This is a genomic window from Longimicrobiaceae bacterium (genome assembly GCA_035936415.1).
Lineage (GTDB): Bacteria > Gemmatimonadota > Gemmatimonadetes > Longimicrobiales > Longimicrobiaceae > JAFAYN01.
Map to the genome: position 1 here is coordinate 1 of DASYWD010000092.1, position 5,089 is coordinate 5,089.

Here is a 5,089-nt window from a genome sequence, read left to right on the forward strand (position 1 = left end):
CCTCGAGCCGAAGCAGCCGGCCCCCAAGTCGACGCCCGCTCCGAAGACGGAGCGGCCGGCCGAGAAGCCCAGGGCCACGCCGCCCGAGCCCGCGCCCAAGCGGACGGAGCGGGCCGCGGAGCCGCCGAAGTCCACCACGCCGACACCGACGCCCAAGCGGGCGGAGCGTCCGCAGGAGGCGGCGCAGAAGGACGCCCCGCGGAAGACGGAGGCGCCCGCCGCCCGGAACCCCGTGCCCCCCAAGGGGCGGAACCCGGACCCGGCCTCGGTGGGCGGGGAGGGGCTGGCGGTGCGGACCGAGGGCGCCGAGTTCGTGGACCCGGCGTACCTGGCGAACATCATCCGGCAGCTCAAGCGGTACTTCCGCCCGCCGCCGGGGTCGCGCACCGACGAGGCCGAGGTCCAGTTCTGGATCAACCGCGACGGATCGGTGTCCGACATCACCATCGGCAAGAGCCGGGGGAGCTTCCAGTTCCGCGCCGCCGCCATGGAGGCCGTCGAGCAGGCCGGCCTCAACAAGGCCTTCGGCCCGCTCCCCAGGGCGTACCGGGGGAACCGGCTCCCCGTCTCCTTCACCTTCGAGCCCGAAAGCTGACCTCCAGGCGATGAAACGCAGCATCCCTTTCCGTACCGCGCTCCTCGGCCTCCTCGCGCTCGCCCTGGGGCTTCCCGGGACGCTCCGCGCGCAGGACACGGTGATGGTCCAGCTCGGCCTCACCTACCGCCCGGGCTCGGAGCCGGGCTTCCTGGTCCTCCCCTTCACCGCCGCCGCGGGGATGGAGGGCGCCGCCTCGGCCGTCCGCCAGATCGTGCGGCAGGACCTGGACTTCAGCGACCGGTTCCGGGTCCAGGACGCCCCGGCCGGCACGCGCGCCGTGGCCCCCTCCGCGGTGGGCGACTGGCGCGACCGCGGCGCCGACTGGGTCCTGGCCGGCGAGGTGGTCCCGCAGGGGAGCGGGCTGGCGCTGCGCCTCGCGCTCCTGGACGCGGTGTACGGGCAGGTGAAGGGGGAGCGCACCTTCGCCATCCCTCGCCCCGCCGACCGGGGCTTCCGCATGGCGGTGCACGCCGCCGCGGACGAGGTGGTCCGCTGGGCCACCGGCGAGCCCGGGGTGGCCGCGTCGCGGATCGCCTTCGTGCTGCAGGGGCGCGGCTCCAAGGAGATCTACATGGTCGACTGGGACGGCGAGAACGTGCAGCGGGTGACGAGCGACGGCTCCATCGCCCTGTCGCCGGCGTGGTCGCCGGACGGCGCGCGGCTCGCCTACACGTCGTTCCGCAGCGGGATCCCGGCGCTCTACGAGCGCACCCTGTCCACCGGCGAGGACCGGACCGTCTCGCGGCGCGACGGGCTGAACATCACCCCGGCGTACTCCCCGGACGGGCGGACGCTGGCCTTCGCCGCGACGGTGGACGGCAACACGGAGGTGGCGACCGTGGACGGGAGCGGCCGCTTCGAGGCGCTCACCCGCGGGCGCCGCTTCGACTCGCTCTCGCCCACCTTCTCCCCGGACGGGTCGCGGATCGCCTTCGTCTCCAACCGGCTGGGCGAGCCGCACATCTACGTGATGTCGCGCGGCGGGGAGCCGCGCGTGGTGTCCGAGTACCGCTACGGCGGCTCCGGGTACAACACCTCGCCGGACTGGTCGCCGCGGGGGAACGCCATCGCGTACCACACGCGCATCGGCGGCTCGCCGCAGCTCGCCGTGGTGGACGCCGCCGGGGGCCGCCCCCGCGTGCTCACCAACCGCGGCCGCAACGAGGACCCGAGCTGGGCCCCGGACGGACGGCACCTGGTCTTCGCCTCCGACCGCGACGGCGGGGGCCTCTTCGTGATCGACGCCGTGAGCGGCCGCACCCGCCCGCTCCTGCGCGGGCGCGGCTACGGCCTCCCGGACTGGTCCCCGGTGCTGTACCGGGTCCCGTCCGCTCCGGCTGCACCTTCCCCCGGCCGCTAACGGCCGAACGCGCGCCGCGCCCGCGGCGCAATCCCGCACTCCGCCCGTCAGAGAGGAAAGCCAGATGAAGCTCCGCCACGCCGCCCTCGTCGCGCTCGCCGCCCTCACGCTGGTCGGCTGCAAGAAGCGCAGCCCCGCCGCGGGCCCCGCCACGGACCCCGTGGTGGCCGGCGACGCCCGCGCCGACTCCATCGCCCTCGCGGAACGGCTTCGCCGGGACCGCGCCCGTGCGGACTCGATGGCCGCGGCGGAGCGCGAGATGGCCCGGGTGCGCGAGGCGCTCTCGGAGATGGTGTTCTTCGAGTACGACAGCTTCGACCTCACCCCGGAGGCGCAGGAGCGGCTCCGCAACAAGGCCGAGATCATGCGCTCGGTGCCGTCGGTGGCGCTCCGCATCGAGGGGCACGCGGACCAGCGCGGCTCCACGGAGTACAACCTGGCGCTGGGGCAGCGCCGCGCGGAGGCGGTGCGCACCTTCCTGGAAGGGTACGGGATCGACTCCGGCCGCTTCTCCACGATCAGCTACGGCAAGGAGCGCCCGCTGGTGGAGGGGGGCGACGAGGGCTCCTTCGCGCGGAACCGGCGCGCGGAGTTCGTCGTCCTGGGGGGCGGCGGCCGATGAAGGCGCGCCTCCTGGCCGCGCTCTTGCTGGCGCCGCTCCTGGGGGCGTGCGCCACCAAGCGCGACGTCCGTGACCTGCGCGACGAGATGGCGGCCATGCGGGCGGCGCAGGACAGCGCCTTCCGGGAGATGCAGCGGCAGAACCGGGCGATGCTGGACTCGCTGAACAGCCAGAACCAGCGGCTGCGGGGCGACATCTCCAACCGCTTCCTGCAGGTGGACCGCCAGCTCGTGCAGATCCAGGAGCTGACCGGCCAGGGGCAGCAGCGCCTGGCTGAGCTGCGCGAGCAGATCAACACCCGCGCGCAGCAGGAGGCGGCCCGCCCCGCCGAGGGCACCACCCCGGCGGCCGGCGGCACAGCCCCGGCGGACGCGAGCGCCGACGAGCTGTACAACACCGCGCTGGCCGCCCTGCGCCGCGGCTCGCTGCAGACGGCGCGCGCCGGGTTCCAGGAGTTCCTCCGCGCCTACCCGAGCCACGCCCTGGCCCCGGACGCCCTCTTCTACGTGGGCGAGACGTACAACGAGGCCAAGGACGTGCAGAACGCCCTGACCACCTACGCCCAGGTGGTGCAGCGCTTCCCGGCGTCGAGCAAGGCGCCCACGGCGCTGTACCGGGCGGGGACCATCGAGGCGGGGCGGGGGAACCGCACCGAGGCGCGGGCGCTGTTCAACCGCGTCGTGCAGTCGTACGCCCGCTCGCCCGAGGCGACGCTCGCGCGCGACCAGCTCCAGAAGCTCGGCCGGTCGTAAGGACGTAGGCGGCAGCAGATTACGGGGTGGGATCGCCGGTTGCGTCGGCCGTCCCGCCCCGTCTCGTTCTCGTCGGCACTGGCGCGCGGCTCACAACGGCAGGACGCACGCAGAGGAAGCAGGGGAAGCAGAGGAACAGCGAGAGAGCAGTCCTCCGTTTCCTCTGCTTCCTCTGCGTGAGCCTATGCTGTTCCGCACTTCCCCCTCCCCGCAACACCGAACAGGCCCCGGTGTACAACGCCGCACGCGCTGTCGGAGAAAGGCGCGAGCCGTTAACTTCGAGGCCATGCGCTGCCCCTTCTGCCATCACAGCGAGGACCGTGTCGTCGACTCCCGCAGCAGCCGGGAGGGACGCGCGGTGCGCCGCCGCCGGGAGTGCATCCGGTGCGGGCGGCGCTTCACCACGTACGAGTACATCGAGGAGCGGCCGCTGCAGGTCCTCAAGCGCGACGGCGAGGTGGAGCCGTACGACCGGCGGAAGCTGCTGCGCAGCGTGCAGATCGCCTGCGCGAAGCGGCCGGTGAGCCCCACCGACGTGGATGCGATCCTGGAGGACATCGAGCGCATCCTGGACCGCTCTGACGAGGTGGAGGTCCCGAGCGGGCGGCTGGGCGAGATGGTGATGGAGCGCCTCAAGACGCGCGACCACATCGCCTACGTGCGGTTCGCGTCGGTGTACCGCAACTTCCAGGACCTCACGGAGTTCTACGACGAGCTGAAGGACCTGGATGCGCGGCGGCAGGAAATGGAGCTGAGACGGTACCAGCTCCCCCTCCCCTCGCTGGAGGACACGGCTCCCTGACCGGGGGCCGCGGGATCCCCGCGGCCCCGGAGTTATCCCGAGAATGGCAATGTTCAACCATGGAACGGCGGAGATGCCGTTCCTCGACCACCTGGAGGAGCTGCGCTGGAGGCTCCTGTGGAGCCTCCTGGCCGTGGCGGTAGGGACCGGTGTGGCCTTCGTCCTGGTCATGCGCTTCAACGTGCTGGGGCTGCTGGTGAACCCCATCGAGCCCTTCCTGGACGGGACCAAGCTCAAGTACCTGAGCCCCACGGAGCCTTTCTTCATCACGCTGAAGCTGGCGGTCACCTGCGGCTTCCTGCTCGCGCTCCCCATCATCGCGTACCAGGTGTGGGCGTTCTTCTCTCCGGCGCTGCTCCCGTCGGAGCGGAAGGTGATCATCCCCTCGCTGTACCTGGGGCTGGTGCTCTTCGCGGGCGGGGTGGTGATGGCGTACGAGCTCGTGCTCCCCATGACGCTCCGCTTCACCATGGGGTTTCAGACGGAGAGCCTGGAGCAGTCCATCGTCATCAGCGAGTACCTGAGCGTCGTCACCCGGCTGCTCCTGTCCTTCGGGGTGGTCTTCGAGCTCCCCATCGTGATCATGGTCCTTTCGGCGCTCGGCGTGGTGACCCCGGAGTTCCTCGCCTCCAAGCGGCGCCACGCCATCGTCGCCATCACGATCCTGGCCGCCGTGCTCACGCCGGGCGACGTCATCACCGTCACCCTGATGATGATGGTGCCGCTGGTCGTCCTCTACGAGTTCAGCATCGTCCTTTCGCGGCTGGTGGTCCGCCGCCGGGTCGCCGAAGCCGCCGCGGAGGCCTGAATGCGCCGCTCCCCCCTGGTCCAGGACGTGGCTGCCCTGGCGGCCGGTGCGATCGTTGCGCTCGCCGCGCTGGCGCAGACCGCCGTCCCCGCCGCCGGGCCCCGCACGGTGCGCGCTGCCGTCGGCGACACCGTCCCCGCACCGCCC

At 72.5% G+C, this 5,089-nt stretch carries 6 protein-coding genes; all 6 read left to right on the forward strand.

Annotation, left to right across the window (positions count from 1 at the left end; translation table 11 throughout):
• Positions 1 to 595 (forward strand): TonB family protein (locus VGR37_03610; protein ID HEV2146482.1); only part of this gene is annotated, 595 nt, incomplete at its 5' end.
• Between the two features lie 10 nt (positions 596 to 605).
• Positions 606 to 1,958, forward strand: a complete 1,353-nt coding sequence (locus VGR37_03615) for a hypothetical protein (GenBank protein HEV2146483.1) — start codon at positions 606 to 608, stop codon at positions 1,956 to 1,958.
• A gap of 64 nt (positions 1,959 to 2,022) precedes the next feature.
• Entirely contained in the window at positions 2,023 to 2,580 is a 558-nt protein-coding gene (locus VGR37_03620; GenBank protein ID HEV2146484.1) for an OmpA family protein, read from the forward strand.
• Complete coding sequence (ybgF, locus tag VGR37_03625; protein ID HEV2146485.1) at positions 2,577 to 3,332, forward strand: tol-pal system protein YbgF; 756 nt, start codon at positions 2,577 to 2,579, stop codon at positions 3,330 to 3,332. Before VGR37_03620 ends, ybgF begins: the two co-directional genes overlap by 4 nt.
• A 286-nt stretch (positions 3,333 to 3,618) precedes the next feature.
• Positions 3,619 to 4,134, forward strand: a complete 516-nt coding sequence (gene nrdR, locus VGR37_03630; protein ID HEV2146486.1) for a transcriptional regulator NrdR — start codon at positions 3,619 to 3,621, stop codon at positions 4,132 to 4,134.
• 49 nt (positions 4,135 to 4,183) lie between these two features.
• Complete coding sequence (gene tatC, locus VGR37_03635) at positions 4,184 to 4,942, forward strand: twin-arginine translocase subunit TatC (protein HEV2146487.1); 759 nt, start codon at positions 4,184 to 4,186, stop codon at positions 4,940 to 4,942.
• Positions 4,943 to 5,089: the final 147 nt, after the last annotated feature.

Excerpts from the sequence above, each read along its gene's own strand:
- ybgF (HEV2146485.1), top strand. The coding sequence starts at position 2,577 with ATGAAGGCGCGCCTCCTGGCCGCGCTCTTGCTGGCGCCGCTCCTGGGG.
- VGR37_03620 (HEV2146484.1), top strand. The coding sequence starts at position 2,023 with ATGAAGCTCCGCCACGCCGCCCTCGTCGCGCTCGCCGCCCTCACGCTG.
- nrdR (HEV2146486.1), top strand. The coding sequence starts at position 3,619 with ATGCGCTGCCCCTTCTGCCATCACAGCGAGGACCGTGTCGTCGACTCC.
- tatC (HEV2146487.1), top strand. The coding sequence starts at position 4,184 with ATGTTCAACCATGGAACGGCGGAGATGCCGTTCCTCGACCACCTGGAG.
- VGR37_03615 (HEV2146483.1), top strand. The coding sequence starts at position 606 with ATGAAACGCAGCATCCCTTTCCGTACCGCGCTCCTCGGCCTCCTCGCG.